The sequence below is a fragment of the Bacillus cabrialesii genome, from assembly GCF_004124315.2.
Taxonomy (GTDB): domain Bacteria; phylum Bacillota; class Bacilli; order Bacillales; family Bacillaceae; genus Bacillus; species Bacillus cabrialesii.
Genome location: NZ_CP096889.1, coordinates 604,660 through 624,545, shown reverse-complemented (window position 1 = coordinate 624,545; position 19,886 = coordinate 604,660). Strand labels below are relative to the sequence as shown.

The 19,886-nt window shown below is 40.5% G+C and carries 20 protein-coding genes and 1 pseudogene; 10 read left to right on the top strand and 11 right to left on the bottom strand.

Annotated elements, in window-relative coordinates:
• Nucleotides 1–84: 84 nt before the first annotated feature.
• Nucleotides 85–1,470, top strand: coding sequence for a MocR-like pyridoxine biosynthesis transcription factor PdxR (gene pdxR / locus EFK13_RS03220; RefSeq protein ID WP_129506732.1), 1,386 nt, complete (start codon nucleotides 85–87; stop codon nucleotides 1,468–1,470).
• Between the two features lie 44 nt (nucleotides 1,471–1,514).
• Here the strand turns inward: pdxR and EFK13_RS03215 are convergent, their stop codons facing one another.
• The 4 genes from EFK13_RS03215 to EFK13_RS03200 form a co-directional block, all read right to left on the bottom strand.
• Nucleotides 1,515–1,853 carry a thioredoxin family protein gene (locus tag EFK13_RS03215; protein ID WP_129506578.1) on the bottom strand — a complete coding sequence of 113 codons (339 nt, stop codon included), beginning with the start codon at nucleotides 1,851–1,853 and terminating at the stop codon, nucleotides 1,515–1,517.
• A 188-nt stretch (nucleotides 1,854–2,041) separates the two neighbouring features.
• The gene (locus EFK13_RS03210) at nucleotides 2,042–2,431 is read right to left on the bottom strand and encodes a DoxX family protein (protein ID WP_129506579.1); all 390 of its coding nucleotides are present in this window, start codon (nucleotides 2,429–2,431) and stop codon (nucleotides 2,042–2,044) included.
• Nucleotides 2,432–2,531: 100 nt separating this feature from the next.
• Nucleotides 2,532–3,470 (bottom strand): ring-cleaving dioxygenase, encoded by a 939-nt coding sequence (locus EFK13_RS03205; RefSeq protein WP_129506580.1) that lies wholly within the window; start codon nucleotides 3,468–3,470, stop codon nucleotides 2,532–2,534.
• 26 nt (nucleotides 3,471–3,496) lie between these two features.
• Nucleotides 3,497–4,117: a nitroreductase family protein gene (locus tag EFK13_RS03200; protein ID WP_129506581.1), complete on the bottom strand. Its 621-nt coding sequence runs from the start codon at nucleotides 4,115–4,117 to the stop codon at nucleotides 3,497–3,499.
• 432 nt (nucleotides 4,118–4,549) lie between these two features.
• Between EFK13_RS03200 and EFK13_RS03195 the strand changes: the two genes are divergently transcribed.
• From EFK13_RS03195 to EFK13_RS03185, 3 genes are all read left to right on the top strand, one after another.
• Nucleotides 4,550–5,443, top strand: coding sequence for a cation diffusion facilitator family transporter (locus tag EFK13_RS03195; RefSeq protein ID WP_129506582.1), 894 nt, complete (start codon nucleotides 4,550–4,552; stop codon nucleotides 5,441–5,443).
• Nucleotides 5,444–5,550: 107 nt separating this feature from the next.
• Entirely contained in the window at nucleotides 5,551–6,363 is an 813-nt protein-coding gene (locus EFK13_RS03190) for a MerR family transcriptional regulator (protein WP_129506733.1), read from the top strand.
• A 91-nt stretch (nucleotides 6,364–6,454) separates the two neighbouring features.
• Nucleotides 6,455–7,144 (top strand): DUF554 domain-containing protein, encoded by a 690-nt coding sequence (locus EFK13_RS03185; protein WP_129506583.1) that lies wholly within the window; start codon nucleotides 6,455–6,457, stop codon nucleotides 7,142–7,144.
• A gap of 179 nt (nucleotides 7,145–7,323) precedes the next feature.
• Here EFK13_RS03185 and EFK13_RS03180 read toward each other — a convergent pair.
• The 4 genes and pseudogenes from EFK13_RS03180 to ydfH all read right to left on the bottom strand — a co-directional run bounded on the left by EFK13_RS03180 (nucleotide 7,324) and on the right by ydfH (nucleotide 12,300).
• A pseudogene (locus EFK13_RS03180) lies at nucleotides 7,324–8,027 on the bottom strand (HAD hydrolase-like protein).
• Nucleotides 8,028–8,146: 119 nt separating this feature from the next.
• The gene (locus EFK13_RS03175) at nucleotides 8,147–10,321 is read right to left on the bottom strand and encodes an MMPL family transporter (RefSeq protein WP_129506584.1); all 2,175 of its coding nucleotides are present in this window, start codon (nucleotides 10,319–10,321) and stop codon (nucleotides 8,147–8,149) included.
• Nucleotides 10,322–10,442: 121 nt separating this feature from the next.
• Nucleotides 10,443–11,084 (bottom strand): two-component system response regulator YdfI, encoded by a 642-nt coding sequence (gene ydfI / locus EFK13_RS03170; RefSeq protein WP_129506734.1) that lies wholly within the window; start codon nucleotides 11,082–11,084, stop codon nucleotides 10,443–10,445.
• Complete coding sequence (gene ydfH / locus EFK13_RS03165; RefSeq protein WP_129506585.1) at nucleotides 11,077–12,300, bottom strand: two-component system sensor histidine kinase YdfH; 1,224 nt, start codon at nucleotides 12,298–12,300, stop codon at nucleotides 11,077–11,079. The genes ydfI and ydfH overlap by 8 nt, the downstream gene beginning before the upstream one ends.
• Before the next feature lie 243 nt (nucleotides 12,301–12,543).
• Here ydfH and EFK13_RS03160 point away from each other — a divergent pair, with 243 nt between their 5' ends.
• The 3 genes from EFK13_RS03160 (at nucleotide 12,544) to EFK13_RS03150 (ending at nucleotide 13,401) form a co-directional block, all read left to right on the top strand.
• Nucleotides 12,544–12,693 (top strand): hypothetical protein, encoded by a 150-nt coding sequence (locus tag EFK13_RS03160; RefSeq protein ID WP_240034920.1) that lies wholly within the window; start codon nucleotides 12,544–12,546, stop codon nucleotides 12,691–12,693.
• Nucleotides 12,690–12,866: a hypothetical protein gene (locus EFK13_RS03155; RefSeq protein WP_129506586.1), complete on the top strand. Its 177-nt coding sequence runs from the start codon at nucleotides 12,690–12,692 to the stop codon at nucleotides 12,864–12,866. Before EFK13_RS03160 ends, EFK13_RS03155 begins: the two co-directional genes overlap by 4 nt.
• 88 nt (nucleotides 12,867–12,954) lie before the next feature.
• Nucleotides 12,955–13,401, top strand: coding sequence for a carboxymuconolactone decarboxylase family protein (locus tag EFK13_RS03150; protein WP_129506587.1), 447 nt, complete (start codon nucleotides 12,955–12,957; stop codon nucleotides 13,399–13,401).
• A 59-nt stretch (nucleotides 13,402–13,460) separates the two neighbouring features.
• Here EFK13_RS03150 and EFK13_RS03145 read toward each other — a convergent pair whose 3' ends face one another.
• The gene (locus EFK13_RS03145; protein ID WP_129506588.1) at nucleotides 13,461–14,141 is read right to left on the bottom strand and encodes an ArsR/SmtB family transcription factor; all 681 of its coding nucleotides are present in this window, start codon (nucleotides 14,139–14,141) and stop codon (nucleotides 13,461–13,463) included.
• 89 nt (nucleotides 14,142–14,230) lie between these two features.
• On the opposite strand from EFK13_RS03145, the gene EFK13_RS03140 reads away from it, so the two are divergent.
• Together EFK13_RS03140 and EFK13_RS03135 are read left to right on the top strand one after the other, a co-directional pair.
• Nucleotides 14,231–14,854 (top strand): flavin reductase family protein, encoded by a 624-nt coding sequence (locus tag EFK13_RS03140; RefSeq protein ID WP_129506589.1) that lies wholly within the window; start codon nucleotides 14,231–14,233, stop codon nucleotides 14,852–14,854.
• A gap of 120 nt (nucleotides 14,855–14,974) precedes the next feature.
• Nucleotides 14,975–16,420, top strand: coding sequence for a pyridoxal phosphate-dependent decarboxylase family protein (locus EFK13_RS03135; protein ID WP_129506590.1), 1,446 nt, complete (start codon nucleotides 14,975–14,977; stop codon nucleotides 16,418–16,420).
• Nucleotides 16,421–16,488: 68 nt separating this feature from the next.
• Here EFK13_RS03135 and EFK13_RS03130 read toward each other — a convergent pair whose 3' ends face one another.
• Entirely contained in the window at nucleotides 16,489–17,937 is a 1,449-nt protein-coding gene (locus tag EFK13_RS03130; RefSeq protein WP_129506591.1) for an aminotransferase-like domain-containing protein, read from the bottom strand.
• Nucleotides 17,938–18,070: 133 nt separating this feature from the next.
• Here EFK13_RS03130 and EFK13_RS03125 point away from each other — a divergent pair, with 133 nt between their 5' ends.
• Nucleotides 18,071–18,991: a DMT family transporter gene (locus tag EFK13_RS03125; protein ID WP_129506592.1), complete on the top strand. Its 921-nt coding sequence runs from the start codon at nucleotides 18,071–18,073 to the stop codon at nucleotides 18,989–18,991.
• A 56-nt stretch (nucleotides 18,992–19,047) separates the two neighbouring features.
• On the opposite strand, the gene EFK13_RS03120 is transcribed toward EFK13_RS03125, so the two are convergent.
• Nucleotides 19,048–19,824, bottom strand: coding sequence for a GNAT family N-acetyltransferase (locus EFK13_RS03120; RefSeq protein WP_129506593.1), 777 nt, complete (start codon nucleotides 19,822–19,824; stop codon nucleotides 19,048–19,050).
• Nucleotides 19,825–19,886 lie beyond the last annotated feature (62 nt).

Sequence of the window (19,886 nt, the reverse complement as noted above, 5' to 3'; positions counted from 1 at the left end):
CTTATTTATAAAGTATAATAAGATAGGAACTGACATTTTCAAAGGTACAGTTTCAAACAAATATACATGTCAGAGGTGAGCGCGGTGAAAAATATGATTTTTGCTTTTCATCATGATCGTCCTAAATACACACAAATTTACGAGCGGTTTAAAGCATTAATTGAACAGGGGCATATAGAAGCGAATGAACAATTGCCCTCCATTCGCGAGCTCGCCCATTCTTTGCAGGTGAGCCGCAATACAACTTTGGTGGCCTATGATCAGCTGATAGCGGAAGGCTACATTCGAGGAGAAAGAAGAAAAGGTTATTTTGCGAATGAAATCGAACCTCTTTTATGTCAGGGGAAAGAAACACTTTCTCAAAACAAGCAAACAGAAACACCGCCGGAAGCTCTCATTGATTTTCGTCCGGGTGCTGTAGATCAAACTCATTTCCCTCTTGCAATATGGAGAAGGTTATCTAATCAAATGCTGACTTTAGAGAAGAGCTATCTATACGGGGAACCATTCGGAGAAAAACGCCTTCGTGAACAAATCGCGGCATATCTGTTAGAATCCCGCGGCGTACAAACAGATGCCAATTCAATTATGATTGGCAGCAGCACACAGCAAATGCTTATTTATCTTGGACAGATTTTAAAAGATGATTTTTCAGGCATCATCGTAGAGGATCCTGGTTTTTCCGGGGGACGGGAAGCCTTTCAGCTGCAAGGCTTTACGCTTGAAACACTGCCTGTTTATGAGAAGGGCGCTGATTTTTCAGTATTACATCAAATGAAGGAAAGACTCATCTATGTGACACCTTCTCACCACAGCCCTTATGGGGTCAGCATGTCTATTCAGGAGCGGCAGGCGCTGATTCATTGGGCGGCTAAACAAGACGGATATATTCTTGAAGATGATTATGACAGTGAATTCCGATACACACAGCAGCCTTTTCCTGCCCTAGCCTCTATTCATTCTGAAAGAGTGATTTATCTGGGGAATTTCTCAAAATCGTTTCTCCCGGGTATTCGCCTAAGCTATATGGTGCTGCCGGAGGCTATTTTACAGCGTTATCAGCGTCGATTTCATCAATTCGAAAGCACCGCTTCTTTGCTGAGCCAACTCACCATGGCAGCGTTTATGAAAGAAGGGGAATGGACCCGTCATATCAAACGGATGCGCGTGGTCTACAAACGCAAAATGCAGCACTTGACGGCAACTATAAAGCAACACTTCGGACATCACGTAACCATAATAGGCGAACAGTCCGGGTTATACATATTGATCAAGGTTCATCAGCATTGTTCTGAGGAATCGCTGATTCAGCGTGCTTTGGAGTACGGAGTAAAAGTTTATCCCACCGCGCTCTATTTCGTAAACAACACCCCTGATGAACCGCTGATTAAATTGGGGTTCGGCCAGCTTGGCTTTGATGATATCACACACGGTGTCCAGCTTTTAAAACATGCATGGGGGACGGCGTGACGTTGAAAAAAGCCCCTTAAAAGGGGCTTTTCATGTAAACACTTTTATTTATCTTCATATAACCGATAAACCCTTTGCAGCCTTTCTTCGAGCTGTTCAAAATGAACAAAACGGGCTTCTCTCAGAAACTCAGTCCCATCAATGAACAAAAGAAGCACAGGGACAGTGAAGACTGAAAATCTGCCGGCGACCTCCTCTACTTCGTCAGCATTGATATGCCCCAATGTGATGTTTGGAAACTGATCCAGTAATATTCTAAGCTGCGGCAGAACAGCGTGACATACTGTACAGCCGGGTCTTGAAATGTAGATAAAACTGAATTGGTGCTGTTTAATAAAATTCTCTATAGAATTCAATGAATGTAATGTTGTCATCTCTTTCATCAAATTCCTCCTTCAAATTGGCCTGTCTATTATGACCAAGCTCATCGATACGCGTATCATTCACTATACACATTTATGTTTATCATATCCGCTTTTTTGCTTTGCAGAGTACTCCAAGTTATGTTTAAAACTCGCAAAACAAAAGAACAGTTACCGTTTGCCAGTAACTGTTCTTCAATACTTTCATATTAAAAATGCAAAGCGTAAGCCCCTGAACCGATGAGCGCAACCCCGATGGAGACTGCAATCAGCACCGCGTTATATTCAAAACCGCCCGCACCGTTCGCAAATCCTTTCGCTCCATGTACTTTTACAATGGCACCTAACATAATGATCGTTATGATAGCAGCTCCAAGCGGGAGGAATACACCTAAAATAAATAAAACTCCGCTTACGAATTCCCCAAGACCTGATAAAGCGGCCGCGACGTTACCTGGTTTAACACCAATTGACTCGAACCATTGTCCGGTTCCTTTAATCCCGTATCCGCCAAACCAGCCGAATAATTTTTGTGATCCATAAAACAGGAATACCACACCAATCATAATCCGAATAAGCAACAGTCCTGCATCTTCCATTTTTATCTCTCCTCATCTTTGATTTCATCTGATTCTTTGCTGACAGTACCACCAGCAATCATCAATTGAATATATGTTTTTTTATTTTTTATGTGTCAAATCAATCTAATTCTCTCACTTCAAACGGCAGCAGCCCTTGTTCAATTTGTGCCCGGTGCGGTTCATACTGCTCAGGGAGCATCAATTTTCCGCCCATTGTTTCTTGTGATTCATCATGTGCAAAGCCCGGAGGATCCGTTGCGATTTCAAACAGGATTTCCCCATGCTCTCTGAAGTAAATCGCATTAAAATAGTTTCTATCCTGAACAGGTGTCACACCATATCCGTGAGAAGCAATATATGTTTGCCAGTCTAATTGGTCTTCGTCATCGTTAGCGCGCCAAGCGATGTGATGTACCGTGCCGACCCCCATTTGCCCCCGGCCAATAGGCGTTAACTTAAGGTCAATCACATTTCCTATATCACCGGCAGAACGATAACGAACGAAGTCTCCTTCCTTGCCGACTCGCTCCAGTCCCATGATATTTTCCAGCAGTTCACCTGTTTTTTCAGGCTGTGCTGATAACAGGGTTGCACCGCCAAAACCTTTAATGGCAACATCGGGAGTTACGTCTCCGAAAGTCCGCGTATTGGCCTCTCCTTCTTCTCTTTCCACGATTTCTAAATGCAAGCCATGCGGGTCATCAAATTCTAGATATTGTTCTCCAAAACGCTCGATTTTTGTGTATGAAACGTTGAACTTTTCAAGCCTCTTTTCCCAAAATGCCATGGCACCCTTCGGCACGACATAAGAAGTCACGCCAACCTGGCCATCTCCAATAATGCCTTGGCGGGCGCCCGCCCACGGAAAGAAGGTGATGATTGTTCCCGGCTTCCCGCCTTCATTCCCAAAATAAAGATGATACGTGCCTGGATCATCAAAATTGACCGTTTGCTTGACCAATCGCAGCCCCAGCACTCCTGCGTAGAAATCTGCATTCTCTTGAGGGTGACCGACAATTGCTGTAATATGATGAATTCCCATCGTTTTTTTAGCCATTTTTATCCGCTCCTTTAAATGTTCATTTAGATATACTCAACAAACTCATTCACAGGCTTCCGGTAGCCGCGCGGCCTTCTGCTCTCTGTTTTTTCTTTCCCAATTGTAATCATCATGACAACCTCAAATTGATCGTCTATATTCAAAATCTGCTTCACGGCTTCAGCATCAAACCCGATCATAGGACAGGTGTCCCAGCCTTTTTCCTTAGCGCTCAGCATAAACATCATCGCAGAAAGTGAAGCATTCCTTATCGCCTCATCTCTCTTAAATGGTTCTCCCCTGTTTTCATAAAACGAAACGGTGTCTTGAACCATGTGATCGTACTCTTGCTTATTTAATATCCCCAACATCTTTAATCCTTCATAGATGTCCGCTGCTTGCTGATATGCCTGCTTATCGCCTAAAACCAAAAGAACCGCAGATGAGCTAAACACTTTATATTGTCCGTTTGCGGCCTGCTGCAGCTTGCCTTTTACATCCGGATCAAGAACCGTCACATATTTTGTATGCTGCAAATTAAAAGCTGATGGAGCCAGCGCAACCAATTCAAACATTTCGTTGAGTTCATCTTTCGTGATTGGATGACCTGGAAGGAAGTTGCTTGCAGATCTTCTTTCATTCACTAACTGTACAAATTCAGCCATTTCTCGCGCACTCCTTTTTATCTCGAATTCGAGATATTGTGGTATAAAAAATCAAATAGCATATGATCCAAAACGTAAGCTTTCTCTTCAGTGATCTTTTTCTTGCTTCAAACGATCTGGAGATTCTTATTCTGCACTCTAATTAAATATCTTGAATTAAAATATCTTGAATATGAGATAATAATAAAAGATAAAAACTGATATGTCAATAGTTCATTTTTAAATCGGGTGGAAATTTTTCTCTGTTTGCTGTTTAGCCCTGCTCCAACTTTTTTTCTGTCACCTTATTTATTAGTAAACAGGAAACAACGTTGCTATAGACCCACTCGAAATTGAATTGGTATGATAAGCAAAGTGATTACACAAGAAAGGATACGGAGAGCGAATGCAAAAGCGCTCCTATTTTTTTGTGCAGTTTTATAGGAGGAAAAAATGGCAAGTGAAAGAGAAAAAATAAGCAAAAAAGTTGCCTTGATTGCATTGATAGCCAATCTGATCTTAATGGCGGGAAAGGTCTTCTTTGGACTGATAGGCGATAGTGAAGCCGTTTTTGCAGACGGAATACATTCCGCAGCGGATGTCGTGGCTTCAATTGCTGTCCTGGCCGTGATCGGCATTTCCAATAAGCCGCCTGATCAAGACCATCCTTTTGGGCATGGCAAAGCTGAGGTCATCAGTGAAGCGATTGTAGGAATGATATTAGTACTCGTTTCCGTTTATATTCTAATAGAAGCGATTTTGTCCTTTGTTGAAGGGCCGGGTGTTCCACAATACAGCGCATTGTTTGCAGCTCTGATTTCCTACGTGGCTAAGCAGATCTTATATCATTATTCCATAAAACAAGGGGAAAAATGGAACAGCAAAGCGATTATAGCGATTGCATACGATCATAAAGGCGATATCGTGGCCTCTCTTGCCGCTTTTATCGGCGTCCTATTGGCGATTATCGGAAACACCCGCGGATGGTCCTATCTGTTGTACGCCGATGCCATTGCCAGTGCAATTGTTGCTTACCTCATTTTTAAGATTTCAATGGAATTAATCAGGCCGTCTGTTGATGTTCTTATGGAGAAAAGTGTTGATCCCAAGCTGATAGAGGAATATAAAGCTGTTATTTTGCATTGTCAAGAAGTCAAACGGCTCGATAAAATCCGCGCGCGCGAACATGGCCACTATAAATTGCTCGATGTCCGTTTATCTTTGGATCATGATTTGACGATTAAGCAGGGACATGATATTGCCCGCGAAATTCGAAATGAAATCAAAAGACAGTTTTCGGATGTTGAAGAAGTGCTCATCCATGTCAATCCTTATTTTGAAGAATGAAAAAGCTCCTTTTTAAAAGGAGCTTTTTTTAAATGCTGCAAGCTTTACCTTTAGAACTCACTGTACTATATAATGTGAATAATCATATGAACAGAAAGGTTGTTAAAATGAAGGAATTTTTTTCGATTGGAGAAGTTTCAAAGTTATTCAATGTGAAAATCTCCGCACTTAGGTATTATGATGAAATCGGTCTGTTGAAACCGGAATATAAAGACGGGAAAACCAACTATAGATATTATTCTACCCAACAGTTTGAGCGGCTGGATACCATCAAGTATTTGAGGGCCTTAGGTCTGCCAATCAATAAACTCCTTGATTTTTATAATTCTCAAAATACAAACACGCTGATTGATTTACTGAAAAACCAGCAAACTGAAATTGATCGCAAAAAAAGAGAATTGGAACGCATTGAAAAAAAGATCTCCCGCCGGATCATCCAAATAGAAGATGCCGTTCACACGCCATTACATCACATTTCAAAAATCAAACTTCCCGCAATCCGTGTGGCTTATATACAGCAAGAATATATTCTCGGCCATGATATTGAACATTCATTAGCACAATTGAGAACCCATCTGAATGTAAACGAGGATATATTTATAGGCAAGATAGGTTTATCCATTTCAGCCGCAAATGTAAAAACAAATCAGTTCGACAAATATTCCAGCATATTCATGATTCTTGAAGATGAAGCTGAAAAAACCTCATCAGAAATCACTTTTCCTTCAAGAGAATATCTTCAAATTAGGTTTAAAGGGTCCCATCCAGAAGCCGAACCATATTACAAACAGTTACTGGCCTATATGAAAGAACATCATTATGAGGTAGCGGGGGACTCAATCGAAATCACACTCATTGACTATGGGATTACGAATAATTTAGATCATTATGTGACTGAAATCCTGCTGCCAATTAAATAGCTTTCACGAATATGTTTTTCATCTCCCTTGACTCTCTACTAACTAGAGGGTTTATTTTTTATGCAGGAATCATTATTGGAGGAGAAAGCTTATGTTAGGAACCATATTCAACACCGTTATGATCATTGCAGGAAGTATTATCGGGGGGTTATTCAAAAAAGGAATTAAAGATGACTACCAAGATATCCTGATGCAAGCAATGGGATTCGCCGCAGTCGCACTGGGGGTTAATGCCATTGCACAGCATTTGCCGGATAGTCAATATCCCATTCTTTTTATCGTGAGCTTAGCCCTTGGAGGATTGCTTGGACAGAGCATCAATCTGGAATTGCGATTCAACAAGCTGGTGAACAAATTTTCTAAAAGCAATTTAGCGGAAGGGTTATCAACTGCGATTTTATTATTTTGTATCGGTTCACTGTCAATATTAGGCCCTGTTGAAGCCGCTCTGAATGAAAATTATACGTATCTCCTTACAAATGGCATGTTAGATGGGATTACCTCCATTGTGCTCGCTTCGACTTTTGGTTTTGGGATAGCTGCTGCTGCCATTGTATTATTTGCCTGGCAGGGCTCCATCTATTTATTTGCTAAACTAATGGAGAGCGCAATCAATACAGACCTTATAAACGAAATCACAATAGTAGGAGGCATCCTCATCCTCAGTTCAGGAATAAGCATTCTGGGAATCAAGAAATGTAAAACGATGAATTTGCTGCCCTCCCTATTGATCCCGCCTGTTGCCCTTTTCATTATTCATGTATTTGGATTGCGGTTTTAACGGCAAGGATGGTTCGGAAACAGATGGAATGTAAATGGCCTCCTTATTCCGGACATTATATAAAATAGAGTCTCTCTAATGGGCTCTATTTTTTTACATGAGTCGGCCCTAATAACTGGACAGCAGCTCATCTCGCAACACACGCACAAAAAATACCAAGGTTCGATAGACCCTTGGCATCATTGCGTCATCCTTGCAGGCGTGACGATAGGAAATAACCCTTTACTTATTTTCAGCTCTGGCAGCAATGTTTTCAGCTCAATTAAGTCATGGATGACAAAGTCAGCTTGAGCAAGTTCCTCTTCCTGTGCAAAATCAAAATGGCATCCTATCGCCATCAAACCATTATCTTTAGCCGCATTTATGTCAGACAGACGGTCTCCGACAACTGCCGCCTGCTGAATGCTGTATTTTTCCAGGATCGTGTTTACTAAATCGCCTTTATTCAGTGTATGTATTTGTTGAATACTAAACGTTTCAGCCACCCACCTATCCAGCTGATAAAAACTCACAATTGCTTTGAGGTATTCTATTAAGCCGTTACTTGCTATAAAAATTGAATAATTGTTGTCTCTCAAATAACTGAATATCTCTTCAACGTGAGGATATAATGCGCCTTTCCCTTGGTTGATATTAGCTATTAACCTTTCTAAAAAATAAGCATCCATCTTTTCTCTTATTTCATTGGAGTGGTTTGGCAATAAAATCTTCCATACCTCAGGTAAGGGAACACCCATGATCTCCCTGTATTTCTGAATAGGAGTGACCGTATCCCATTTGCCAAGTGACCTTAAAAAATCAAAAGCATCTTCTAATGACAATTCTAAAATTTTATCAGTTTGAAACAAAGTTCCATCATATCAAAAATGAGTGATTGCGTCATAAGTGTCTCCTTTTAACTGCTGACTTTATCTTCTAAATACTACCACAATGGAAAGGCTATAGAATCCAAGAACTGATTGTTCAGCAAAAAAGCAGATCATGAAAGATCTGCTTTTTCTATTACAAACTGATTTGTTTCTTTTGTTCATGATCTATCTCTGGCTGTATTTCCTTCGTGAGTTGATGCCCTTCTATGTCCACATTCGGAATGATCTTGTCCAGCCATTTCGGCAAATACCAGGCTGCATTTCCCATCAGTTTCATCACACTTGGAATCAGTGTCATTCTCACAATAAACGCATCAAAGAGCACACCAAAGGAAAGAGCCAATCCGTTGGCTTTCACAGTAGCTTCTCCGGCAAAGATAAATCCTGCGAAAACGAATATCATGATCAAGCCGGCCGCGGTGACAACAGGTCCGCTGTGTTTTAATCCGGCTTGTATCGCTTGTACCGGGTTCTTTGTTTTCACATATTCTTCTCGCATTCTGCTTACAAGGAATACTTGATAATCCATTGCTAATCCAAACAGAATCCCAATAGATAAAATCGGCAGGAACGCGAGTATCGGCCCTTTTTCAGGTATTTTGAAAAAGTCGATGAGATTCCCGTCTTGTAAAACAAATACACACATTCCAAGAGTGGCTGTCATTGTCAACACGAAACCAGCAACTGCAACAAGAGGCACCAGCAGCGAACGGAATACGATTGTCAGCAGCACAAACGCAAAACCGACAATGAGTACAGCAAATACCGGTATCGCATCATTAAGGCGATCTGAAATATCAATATTCACTGCAGTCGACCCAGTAACGAGCAAATCAACCCTGTTTTTATCTGATAAGCTTCGGACATCTTTTACCAATTCCTTCGTTGCCACATCATTTGGACCTGTTGCAGGAACAACCGTAATGATGGCAAAGTTCCCTTCTTTATTAGGCATTGCAGGGGTGACACTTGCTACATGGTCTAAGCCCTTTATTTCTTTCACTGCGTCTGCGAAGGCTTCCGCCTTATTGCCTGTGACACTTGCGGCATCCGCTACGATTGTTAATTGGCCATTAAATCCTTCTCCAAAACCTTCGGCAAGCAAGTCATATGCCCGCCGATCCGGATTATCCTTCGCTTTCATCCCTGCATTAGGCAAGCCCAGCTCCAAATGCATAGATGGGATACTAATGACGAGCAAAATGAGAATGCTGCATACACTTAGCATAATAGGATGTTTTGTAACAAAGCGTCCCCAGACATTTGTTTCGGCACTTTGTTTTTCTTTTTTCTTGTTTGCTTTCGGAATCATCCGTTTTCCTGCTATTGATAAGACGGCAGGCACCAGCGTGATGGAAGCGAGAACAGCCAACAACACACTAAGCCCCGCTGTCAGCCCCATGGCAGACATAAAAGGAATGTTAACGACAGTCAATCCGCAAAGGGCGACGATCACAGTAACTCCGGCAAAAACAACTGCACTCCCAGCTGTTCCTATAGCTCTCGCAATCGATTCATTTTTTTGTATGCCTTCACTTAAAAACTGGCGATGTTTCGTAAAAATAAATAAAGCATAATCAATCCCAACAGCAAGACCAATCATTCCGGCTAATGAAAGACTGACGGAAGCAATATCGAAAACTTGAGTTCCAATCAACACCAGTCCAATGCTTACACCTAAACCAATGAGCGCAGTTATAATCGGCAAACCCGCAATTAATAAAGAGCCAAACGTAATGGCTAACACAACAAAGGCCAAGATAATGCCGACAATTTCAGACACACCGCCTATCTCCATCTCGGCTCCCGGTATATCACCGCTCAGCTCAGTTTGCAACCCCTCATCATCAGCGATTTTCAAGCTGTCTTTTAAGTGTTTGATAGAGTAATCTTTTATATCATCCGCTGAAGATTTATACTTGATTTCAGCATAGGCAACTGTGCCGTCTTTCGCGATTGTTCCTGTCACAAAAGGACTTGCAATCGAGTCAACAGAATCATCTTTATTGATTTCCTTGAACGTATTTTCGATTGCTTTTTTGGCTGACTCTGCAGTAAGTTTCTCTCCATCTTCAGCTCCGAAAATCACCCGTATGCTCCCTTTATCAGGACCGTGAGGAAATTCTTTTTGAATGACATCCATCGCTTTTTCCGAAGGTGTGTCAGGTATGGACATATCCTCAGAAAAACTTGGTTTTAACGTGATTGCAAGTCCTATCGAAGCTACTAACACAACGATCCACGCGCATATTACTTTTACGCGATGGCGAGCAACCCATCCTCCTAATTTATATAACATTCTTGACATGATAATCTCCTTTCAACACATTGCTTAATCACATTCTTTGCTTTCTCATTGTAGTTGACAATGAAATAAAAAAAACGTACATTCGGGCATGTACGTTTGGGCAAATTTCAAATATATGATGTTATTCATCTAATGTCAGAATGCCTCTTTGCATGGCAATCGTCACTGCCTCAGTTCTTGAATTCGCGCCTAATTTATTGTAAATGGACGTTAATCTAGACTTTACGGTTCTCTCTGAGACGCCCAAATCAAAAGCGATTGCTTTGCTTTTAAAACCTTTAGCAATTGCTTTTAAAACAATGACTTCTTTTTCTGTCAGCTGTATATCACTGCTCTGCTTCTTCATCCGCTCCAGTTGGATTTCTTGCAGACGTTTTAAAATTTCAGGCTGCAACAGCACGTTTCCTCTTATTGCTGCATCCATTGTATGAAAAAGGGTTTCTGAACTCGTATCCTTCAACAGATATCCTTTCGCACCTAATTCAATTCCTTCAATCATTAAGTGATCTTCATTATACGTAGTCAAAATAATGATAGGGATGTCGTGTTTTTCTTTTATTTGTTTAATGGCTTCTAACCCGCTCATCTCCGGCATATATAAATCCATGAGAATGATATCCGGTTTACATTCATCTGCAAGGCGGACTGCCGTTCTGCCATTTTCGGCCTCTCCTATGATGGTGTAGTGATCATTCGTTTCAATTAAAAGCTTCAGACCTTCCCTCACGACAAGATGGTCATCAACGATTAAAACCTTATTCATCATGCATCTCTCCCTGAATTGGTACAGTGATCTCAATTTGTGTTCCTTTCAATTTTGAACTCTTTATATTGAATTGGCCATTCATTGCCCTGACGCGTTCTTGTATGCCAAGAAGCCCATAATGCCCTCTCTTTTTCTTGCCCTTTTCAACATCAAATCCTTTGCCATTGTCCTTGACAGTTAAATGGAGCCTCTCCTTATCATCATCCCAGATGGATACCGAGATCGATTCTGCTTCAGCATGCTTTGCCGCATTCGTTATGCATTCTCCAATGATGTAATAACAGTTTTCAGCTGTACGAACGTCTAACACCTGATGTAATCTGTAATCTAAAATACCACCCATGCCTGTCGACTCTTGAAAATGATCCATCAGTGAGGTAATTCTTTCTTTTAAAAAACCGATTTCTTCTGATTTGCTGCGCAGATCATCAATCGCTGAACGAGCGTCCGCTAATGTGCCTTTCACTCTTTTCATCGATTGCTGAATGATTTCTTTTGCCCTCTCTGTGTTGCCTTTCGTAAGATGAACATGAATAGCATCCAGCTGCATATTTAAACTGACCAGCCCTTGCGCAAGCGTATCGTGTAAGTCCCGGGCCATACGCTGTCTCTCGTTTTGCAGCGTCAGCTGTTCAACCTGCTGATGGGCAAGCTCCAGCCTTTCAAGAGTCAGCTGCGCTTTTATCTTTTCATCGACTTGGGCAAAAAATGTTGCAGCATAGGTGATGATGACAATCATGATAGGTGCAGCAATCACAATAAAATGCAAATATGCACCTTTGTGAATCTGATTAGCTACATTCATTAACAGAAGAAGCAATAAATAAAGAATGAGGAAAGTCTTTCTTCTGTCTGCCATTCCTATAATCTGTCCAATCAAAAATGCATAAAGGCCAATGAGGACCAGCACTAAGAAGCCCGTCATGAGATTAGCAAGTGTAAAAGTGATCAAACCTTGCAGTGCAAAGTATAGAATGACTCTTTTCTTAACCCAGCGATATGAATGCCAATGCAAAAAAGAAAAAACAGCCATCAATATCGTAAACACATCAAGCAATAAAACGGACCAGCTCGCAGTAATAAATTGCAGCACGACAGAGGCTACATAGATCATGAGAATAAAAGCCAGCCCCGGCACTCTGAGCGCAAGCATGTTTAATGCCCGTCTATCATGTGAATAGTATTTTTCTTCGAAAGGATTCCTTATACGCAAACCTCATCCACTTCCTTTCCATTGACATAAGCCATACACACTAGAACCAGACATACATTTATCCCATCATTTTATAGGAAGAGAGGGAACTCAACAATACAAAGATGCAGTAAAGCATTAGCGTTTCCAACATGTGATCATTGCCCAAACGTGCATAAGCGTTCTGCCTTTATGTACGTTTTATCCTTCCGAATTTCCATTTACAATAATGGAGAAGTCACTATATTGAAGGAATGATCATCATTGAAATCGATTGATCTCGCAATTTTATCATTAAAAAGAAAAGGAATCCGGACTGAAAAAGTGTTAAAAAAGCAGCGCCCTGATAGATTAAGCAATGAGAAAGACGAAAGTACTCAATCACAGAACACCTATAAGGAAAAAGAGGAATGAACATGTATTGGTTTTTAGGTGCTTTATTATATTTTCTCATCGGTACTTGTGTATTCATTGGAGTCATTAGAGACAGCCACTCAGGCTCGTGGACCCTGCTTGCCTTATCAGCGCCACTTATCATTTTAGGTTATCCTTATTTTTATTCAAAGCAGCTTCTTGCCAAAAGATAGTGAAAATAATGCCATGCAAACCTTCCATTGGTAAATATATCAATATCGAGTTACAATTTAGATATACGAGGGAAAGGAGTCTTGCCTTATGAGTCAAAGAGTGCCCTACTATGATGCTGCACCTGAGGGTATGAAGATGATGATGGATATGGAGAAATACACGAAACAATCTTCAATTAACCGAACCACGAGAGAACTAATCAAAATCAGAGTTTCTCAAATAAACGGCTGTGCTTTCTGCTTAGATATGCATACTTCCGAAGCCCGAAAAATGGGCGAAACGGAACAGCGAATTTACTGTTTAAGCGCTTGGAATGAATGTGATTTTTATTCATCTGAAGAGAAAGCCGCTCTCGAACTGTCTGAACACATCACGCTAATCCCTACTAAAAGGGTTCCCGATGATCTCTATCATCGAGTGCGGGAACATTATGATGAAAAACAATACGTTGACCTTGTTCTCATCACCAATCAAATAAACAGTTGGAATCGCATCTCTATTGCAATGGGAAATCAAGCCGCTTCAAGATCATAAGAAGGAGTAAAATTTACCGAATTTTACTCCTTCTTTCTCATTCCCTTCATAAAAAGTCCCTACATATTCACTTTGAAGTACTTCTCAAATGCGGTTTTTCCGCTTTGTGTAATCCTAATCGCTCTCGTTTTAGGCATACGAACGATCCAATCTTCTTCTAACATTCGCACCAATAGGGCGTTTCCTAACGCTCCTGCAAGATGATGCTTTCGCTCACTCCAATCCAAACAGCAACGGGCAAATGCTCTCCGCTTATTTCGCTGCTGGTCTTCGTTGATGCCTAAGTTCGAAAAGAACAAAGAACCCTCTGATGTGACCTCAAAGTTTACATCGACTTTTTTTAACATCCCCTGCTCAACAAGTGAATTTGTGATTTGCACACCCATATAACCCGCCAAATGATCATAACAGGTACGGGCGAAATGCAAGTCACTTTTCCCTTTTGAATCTTTTAAAGATGTGACTTTGGCTTCAGGCGCAATACAAAGCAGTTGTTCAATCATGTTTGCAGCCTCTGAGTCAGACAATCTGTAGTACCGATGCCTTCCATGCTTCTCTACGCTGATCAGCTTTTCTTCAAGCAATTTTTTCAGGTGAAAACTTGCGGTTTGAGGTTTAATATTAGCGAGATATGCAAGCTCTCCTGCGGGATGTATCCTTCCATCCATTAAGGTGAGAAGAATGGAAGAACGCGAGGGATCAGATAGCAGCGAAGAGATTTTTGCGATATTAGGATTCATGATTTTCCTCCTTACATTCATATTTCGATGATAGTTGAAATGTTAAACCTTTACAATATAAATGGAATCACGACAAGGAGGAATAAGCGTTGGATATTGAGAAACAAGACACTCTTCATTTTAAAGAAATCAAACCAAAAATCATGTATTATGGTGCCTCTACATTTCTTCTTACCACACTGAATGAGGATGGCACCACTAATATTAGTCCTATGTCTTCTTCTTGGGCCCTTGGAAACTATCTTGTCCTTGGAGTAGGCCTGGGAGGAAAGGCAATTGACAATATGAATAGACACAAAGAATGTGTCATAAACTTGCCCGGCCCGGATTTATGGGAAAACGTTGAAAGAATTTCATCTTATAGCGGAAAAAAGAGAATACCGCCTCTGAAGAAACAGCTCGGGTTTACATATAAAAAAGAAAAATACGAGGCGGCAGGGTTAACACCTTTACAATCAAAAACAGTATTACCAACACGAATTAAAGAATGCCCTATCCAAATTGAAGCCGAAGTCATACATATTCGCATTCCAGAATATGAGCCATCATTTGCGATTGTAGAGACGCAGGCACTACATTTTCACGCCGAGGAAAGCATCATATTGAATGAAAATCATATAGACCCTAGTAAATGGAGTCCGCTTATCTATAATTTTAGACATTATTTTGGTTTAGGAAGAGAAAGAGGAAAAACCTTTCGTTCAGAAACATGATCTTTTTTAAGACAGCTATTTTAGTAACCATTGTTATTAGCAAATAAAGAGCATACACATCCTCATGCTGTCATCATGATATAATTGGAAAAATTGTAATGACAGGAGAGTGCGGCCTCTATGGAATTATCTTTTTTACCTAACAACGCTTTCATAGACCCTAATGGAGACAATGTAAATGAAATAAGGGGCTTAGTCGATCAATTAGTCGGATTAGTTATTGAAAACTCAAGTCATGCTGCAAAGCGAGAGACACTGCCTTCTATGGAGTCATTTAATTATAGTGATATCCCCGAGACTGGTATAGAACTTGAAAAACTCTTGCTAAACTTGCAGGGTATCATCAAAAACTCAATGAATCCTCAAAACCCAAGATATATGGGCCATATGGATTCGATCCCCACTCTCATGTCATGCTTGGGTGACTTCATAAGCAGTTCCATTAATAACAATATGCTAAGCCTTGAGATGTCCCCTGTTTTTTCAAAAATGGAAGCACAGTTACTCAAAACCATTGCCCGTATGTTTGGATATGATGATATGTCAGGGGGAGTTATGACAAGCGGCGGGAGCCTCGCTAATCTTCATGCACTTACAGCAGCGAGAAATTATCAATTAAATGTGAAAAAGACTGGTGTATTCGGACTTTCTGGACAGCCTGTCATCTTTGTTTCAGATGTAAGCCATACTTCCCTGCACAAAGCTGCTATGATCCTAGGTTTAGGAACCTCCAGTATCATTCCAGTAAAAAGTAACAATCTTGCTCGCATGGATATTCATGATTTAGAAACGAAAATTCATCGTGCAAAGAGTGAAGGCAAAATCCCATTTGCTGTTGTCGCAACTGCTGGAACTACTGTGACAGGAAGTATAGATCCAATTTTGCCTATCGCCAGAATCACAAAGGAAAACGGACTGTGGTTACATGTAGATGCAGCATATGGCGGCGCTCTAGTTTTTTCTGAAGAATATCGTAATAAACTGGCTGGTATTGAAATGGCTGATTCCATTACTTTTAATCCACAAAAGTGGATGTACATCACAAAGACCTGTGCAATGACTCTTTTTAAAAACCGTGAAATCCTTGAAACTGATTTTCGTATATCTGCCCCGTATATGAACGATACTGATTTTATTAATCTAGGAGAAATAGGTGTTCAGGGCACAAGACATGCGGATATTTTAAAATTATACTTATCACTTCAACACATAGGAACAAAAGGATACAATCAGTTGATAAACGAAAGCTTCGCATTAAACGAAAAATTTATAAAACAAGTGAAACAACGGCCTTTTCTTGAGCTTTATTGCGAGCCAGATACAAACATCTGCTGCTTCCGAGGTATACCGATTGACATTGATAAGGACCAATGGGATAACTGGAACCTGGAACTGCAGCAGTTCTTATTAAAAGAAGAAAATGTCTTCTTGTCATTGCCAGATTTTAAGGAACATCGCTGGCTGCGGGCAGTGTTACTCAATCCATTTATATCAGACACACTTATACAAGAACTTTTTAGGAAAATAGATCAATTTTATGGTGAATATAAACAAATGATGGAGTAAACTATCAGAGATCAAGCGAACATTAGGCTTGGTCTCTTTTTTTAGAAATATCCATTTGGATAAAATAGTTACCTGCTTGCCAATTCTTTTATCATCAAGCCCAATTCATAAATCCCTTTTTGAAGGTCTTCAAGGGATGCATAAGCATATGATAAGCGTACATAATTCCCCTTCTCCTGAGCATAGATACTGCCGAGATTAAGAAGAATCCCTTTTGATAAGGCTCTCGCATAAAGTAATTTCATTGAAATTGAAGGCAATACTTTTATCCAGATAAAGAATCCTCCCTTTGGGATATTCCATGTCGCAACATTCTTCAAATGGGTTTCTAACGCACTCAAGGCCAGTTCCCTTCTCACCTTTAATTGCTGTCTGACCTTTTCCAAATGCAGCCGGTATTGGCCCGATGTAAACCACTCTGCCGCTACTCTCTGGGATAACGAACTGGATCCGTAATCTGTTTGCATTTTAATGTCGGACAAACGTTCAATCACTGGTTCCGGACCGACGATCCATCCAATCCTTAAGCCCGGGCTTAATGTTTTCGATAAACTGCCTATGTAAAGCACATGCCCATTTTTATCTATTGTTTTAATAGGAAATGGCGGAATCTCATCGATCCATAACTCACGATAAATGTCATCTTCAATAATAGGAAGCTGTGTTTTCTCACTTGCCGCAAGGATTTCTTCACGCCGCTTTTTTGACATTAAAATACCGGTTGGATTATGAAAACAAGGATTTGTATATAATATAGACCTTCCCCGTTCTCCCCTTGTCATATGAAGATTTGCCGGCAAAAGTCCCTCATTATCCATAGGAAGCCCAGTCAGCTTCATGTCGGCTGATTGGAATACATGTAATGAATAAAGATAAGATGGCTGATCAAGATAAACGGTTGATCCTCTTTGCAAAAGCCCCATTGATATCAGCTGCAGAGCTTGCAACGCTCCCGACACAATCAGAATGGAAGATGGGGAGGCATTGATCCCAATGGTTTTTAAATAGGTGCTAAGTGCCTCTCTTAATGGAAAATAACCTTTTGGTTCCTCATACCCGAATGCTTCCATGTTTTGAGATACCTGCCCCATCATCTCTTTCATGGCAGCCAAAGGAAAAATCTCAGCTGAAAGTTCGCCTTTGCTGAGCTGTATAAGATCTGTATTTGCCTCTGATTGATTGATCTCTTGAACGATTTTTTGGCTGGGACGCTGGATTCCAGAGGTTACATATTGATCCCAATTGGGCGCAGAATTCTTAGCCAAAAGTGTCCATGTATTGTTGATAACAACTGTCCCTTTCCCCATTCTGCCTTCTATTAACCCATCGGCCATTAATTCCTCTAAGGCTGTAATCACTGTGCTTCGATTTACCTGAAAGTCTTTTGCGAGCGTGCGCTGGCTTGGAATCTTGCTTCCAATCGGCCACTCTCCATTTCCTATTTTCTCCTTAATAAAATGAACGATTTGTCTATACTTCGGAAGATTTTTCATCTTTTTTTCTTCTGGAAAGCTCATGAAAGCAGTCTCCTTCAATCTAAATTGGTTGGGTTAAAATTCATTTAACTGGTTGAAGCCATATCATGAAATCTTTATTAGTATAGAAACACAGTAAATAACTGGTTGGTTTTTGTAAAGAGGAGTGAGAAAGATGCGAAAGAAAACAGTTCAGCTCATCATATCTAACAGTCTGATGATCGGTTTGTGGGCATCAGCTTTTCCGGGAATTCACGCAGGTCTGGAAGGTTATACACCAGAACACCTTGCTTTATTTCGTTTGTTAATCGGCTCTATGGCATTATTCCTTTTTGCTGTTTTGATTCAGATGCGCTTGCCTGACATGAAAGACATTCCTGCCATTTTCCTTTTAGGGTTTTTAGGTTTTGCACTCTATCATATTTTGCTGAACATCGGTGAAAAAACAGTGAGTGCCGGAGTAGCAAGCTTACTTGTCACTACGACACCAATCTTTTCAGCCATGCTATCCCGCCTGTTTTTTAGAGAGCGTTTTGGATTTACGAAATGGCTTGGTTCTATGATCAGTTTATTGGGTATATTATTGATTGCATTTGGGGCAGGAGACTATACATATTCAATGAGTGGTATCTTGTTCATCCTGCTGGCAGCATTTTCGGAGAGTATTTATTACGTTTTTCAAGCCCGCTATATCAAAAAATATGGTTTTATTCCATTCGTTACATTCACCATTTGGGGCGGAACAATACCTATGCTTGTGTTTCTGCCAGGCTTAGGCGAAGAGATGATAAACGCTTCAATGAGCGCAACTTTGTCTATCGTTTACTTAGGATTATTGCCCACGGTTATTCCATACTTCGCACTAGCATATGTCACTGCGCTCGTCGGCGCTTCAGAAGCAACCCTTTCTCTTTATGTAACACCGGCTTTAGCCTTGGTCATTTCATGGGTATGGATAGGCGAAATACCTGCATTTCTTTCTCTGCTGGGCGGGATGGTTACAGTCAGCGGCGTGTGCTTTACCTACCTAAAAACAAATAAAATGAACAAGATTTTCAGCACCTATTTTTCTGCTAAAAGGGTTAAAAAACTCTAAAACAAAAAAGATACCAGCATCGGTTGGTATCTCCTTTAAAGGTTCTTTCATTAAGATTAGCCAGAGTAGTAAATAGAGTATTCGCTTACTGGCTTAAAGCCTAGTTTAGCTGCTAATGCAATGGACGACTTGTTGCAAACATCACAATCCCAAATGGGAATCATCCCATTTTCCAGGCAAAATTCGATAAACTTGCTTCCTGCACAATAAGCTAACCCCATGCCTCTATATTCTTCAAGTGTATAGATATCCATTTCTGCTCGATTCCCCCCTAAGAATATAGAGGTGCACTCACTCACAACATGATTGCCATGCAATACGGCAAATCCAAAACCTTGTGAAGAAAAATGCGAGGCAGAATTCCAATACTCCTCGTAATAAGCGCTGTTAAACTCTGTACTGTTTGAGATAATGTCTTCATCTATTCTTTTCAATACAAGCTCCTTTGGAAGTTCAAAAGGCGGTTTAGAAGGTTTTTGCCGGAAAGAAAACGCCATTCTTTTCATTTGATTCAAATCGTCTTTTAGTATTGTTTTCATTACTTGATCCCATGTTTCGTTAGAAGAAAACAGGGTAAACCTTTTTGCAGATTTCGCTTGTTGTTCATAATATTCAGCAATGAAATTATTAAAAACTTGATTCCCTTGGTCTCCCGCAATAAAATAAATTCCTGATTCAGTCCCTATAAAAAACGATCTAGGGGACGTTTGGTCATCTGCATAAACAACTCCCGGAATGGTTTGTTCTAATATGGCATAGACAAATGTGGGACAAAATGTTTCATAAAACAATGGTTTTAAGCCGTTATATTTTTCTTTTGTTAATTCCTGCAAACAGACAACTCCTTTAAAACATCGTCTCCTTCATGATTCTGTTAACAAATTCAATTCTCCTC

What these genes read in the sequence shown, in the direction of transcription:
- EFK13_RS03190 (WP_129506733.1), top strand. Translation starts at nt 5,551, where the DNA reads ATGAAGGAATTTTTTTCGATTGGAGAAGTTTCAAAGTTATTCAATGTG.
- EFK13_RS03125 (WP_129506592.1), top strand. Translation starts at nt 18,071, where the DNA reads ATGCGAAAGAAAACAGTTCAGCTCATCATATCTAACAGTCTGATGATC.
- EFK13_RS03210 (WP_129506579.1), bottom strand. Translation starts at nt 2,431, where the DNA reads ATGGAAGATGCAGGACTGTTGCTTATTCGGATTATGATTGGTGTGGTA.
- EFK13_RS03155 (WP_129506586.1), top strand. Translation starts at nt 12,690, where the DNA reads ATGAACATGTATTGGTTTTTAGGTGCTTTATTATATTTTCTCATCGGT.
- EFK13_RS03195 (WP_129506582.1), top strand. Translation starts at nt 4,550, where the DNA reads ATGGCAAGTGAAAGAGAAAAAATAAGCAAAAAAGTTGCCTTGATTGCA.
- EFK13_RS03200 (WP_129506581.1), bottom strand. Translation starts at nt 4,117, where the DNA reads ATGGCTGAATTTGTACAGTTAGTGAATGAAAGAAGATCTGCAAGCAAC.
- EFK13_RS03185 (WP_129506583.1), top strand. Translation starts at nt 6,455, where the DNA reads ATGTTAGGAACCATATTCAACACCGTTATGATCATTGCAGGAAGTATT.
- EFK13_RS03150 (WP_129506587.1), top strand. Translation starts at nt 12,955, where the DNA reads ATGAGTCAAAGAGTGCCCTACTATGATGCTGCACCTGAGGGTATGAAG.
- EFK13_RS03205 (WP_129506580.1), bottom strand. Translation starts at nt 3,470, where the DNA reads ATGGCTAAAAAAACGATGGGAATTCATCATATTACAGCAATTGTCGGT.
- ydfI (WP_129506734.1), bottom strand. Translation starts at nt 11,084, where the DNA reads ATGAATAAGGTTTTAATCGTTGATGACCATCTTGTCGTGAGGGAAGGT.
- EFK13_RS03175 (WP_129506584.1), bottom strand. Translation starts at nt 10,321, where the DNA reads ATGTCAAGAATGTTATATAAATTAGGAGGATGGGTTGCTCGCCATCGC.
- EFK13_RS03215 (WP_129506578.1), bottom strand. Translation starts at nt 1,853, where the DNA reads ATGAAAGAGATGACAACATTACATTCATTGAATTCTATAGAGAATTTT.
- EFK13_RS03135 (WP_129506590.1), top strand. Translation starts at nt 14,975, where the DNA reads ATGGAATTATCTTTTTTACCTAACAACGCTTTCATAGACCCTAATGGA.
- EFK13_RS03130 (WP_129506591.1), bottom strand. Translation starts at nt 17,937, where the DNA reads ATGAGCTTTCCAGAAGAAAAAAAGATGAAAAATCTTCCGAAGTATAGA.
- EFK13_RS03145 (WP_129506588.1), bottom strand. Translation starts at nt 14,141, where the DNA reads ATGAATCCTAATATCGCAAAAATCTCTTCGCTGCTATCTGATCCCTCG.